The sequence below is a fragment of the Mycoplasma enhydrae genome (assembly GCF_017116825.1).
Classification (GTDB): Bacteria; Bacillota_I; Bacilli_A; order Mycoplasmatales; family Metamycoplasmataceae; genus Metamycoplasma; species Metamycoplasma enhydrae.
Genome location: NZ_JAFIRD010000018.1, coordinates 1 through 1,338, shown reverse-complemented (window position 1 = coordinate 1,338; position 1,338 = coordinate 1). Strand labels below are relative to the sequence as shown.

At 24.2% G+C, this 1,338-nt stretch carries 2 protein-coding genes; one reads left to right on the top strand and one right to left on the bottom strand.

Annotated elements, in window-relative coordinates:
* Positions 1-140 precede the first annotated feature (140 nt).
* Positions 141-851: a class I SAM-dependent methyltransferase gene (locus JXZ91_RS03035; RefSeq protein ID WP_205851539.1), complete on the bottom strand. Its 711-nt coding sequence runs from the start codon at positions 849-851 to the stop codon at positions 141-143.
* A gap of 202 nt (positions 852-1,053) precedes the next feature.
* Between JXZ91_RS03035 and JXZ91_RS03030 the strand changes: the two genes are divergently transcribed.
* Positions 1,054-1,215 carry a hypothetical protein gene (locus tag JXZ91_RS03030; protein WP_205851540.1) on the top strand — a complete coding sequence of 54 codons (162 nt, stop codon included), beginning with the start codon at positions 1,054-1,056 and terminating at the stop codon, positions 1,213-1,215.
* Positions 1,216-1,338 lie beyond the last annotated feature (123 nt).

Genomic DNA, 1,338 nt, shown 5'->3' with positions numbered 1-1,338 from the left:
CTGGAATTTTTTCTCCAGTAAGCACTCTCATACACAACTTGTATAAAAATATTCTTGTCTTATATTTTTTCATAATAAAAAACATATCCTCCATTTGTGGTAGTCCACTAATAGGGGATATGTTTAATTCCGCACTTTTTTTAGTCATTTTTTTGCACTACAAAGAAATCACAATCTTCAGAATATTCTAATACTCAATCAAATTCTTTAAATTCTTTATTACGGTTGATTTTTTCAATTATTGTAAAATTTGTTTCTTTAAGTTTAGATTTAATATCTTCATCTAAATAAAAATGTTGAAAAGCACTTGCATCTGAATATTTCTTAATTTCCAAAGTCTTTTGGTCTCAGGAATTATTTTTTGACAATTTTTGTTTTCAATATGTCTCATACTCAGGTTTTGAAAACATATTATGAATACTAAAAATAAATAAGCCTTTTGGTTTTAAATATTTGTTGATATTTTTTAGAGCTTTTTGAACTCAAGATTCTTCAATTATATTTTCTAAACCATTAAACATAAAAAGAATAACATCAAATTTATTAACTAAATCAATTTTGTATTCTGTTATATCCAATAATGAACAATCAATGTTCTTAGTTTGTGGAAACATATCGAGCATATCTTTTGAATAATCAACAGCTAAAATTTTTAATGAAGGCAAAATATTCATTAAATTTAGAGCCACTCTTCCCGTGCCTGTACCTATTTCCATAATACTTTGATTTGGTTTAATATATTTTTTAAGAATTCCTATTTCTGATTTTCAAAGACCTAATTCATTAGTTTTTTCATATTTTGTTGCCTCTTTTTTATAAAACCTTTTGTTTTCAATATCAAATTTTTTCATTTATTAACTTCCCTCATTGTTCTAATCATTTGGCTATTATATAAACTATTTTACCATTCTAAAATGACTAAGAATTTGAAATTCTTAATTTAGCTTCAATTTCAAAGTGTATTTGTTATAAAGCTAAAAAAATCTGTGATAATTATTTAAGCAATTAATTTAGAAAGCTTATTAAATAATTAGAAATTAGGAGTAATAATCAATGAATACTTTTAGACAAAATAGTTGAAAATATACTTCTTCTTTGACACTATCATTAATAGGTTCAGAAGCTTTTAAATTAGGGTCTTCTATTTTTATATATAAATTTACTGGAAATTTGTGACTTGTTTCTTTATTATATTTATTAATACAAGTGCCTTAAACATATCCCCTATTAGTGGACTACCACAAATGGAGGATATGTTTTTTATTATGAAAAAATATAAGACAAGAATATTTTTATACAAGTTGTGTATGAGAGTGCTTACTGGAGAAAAAATTCCAG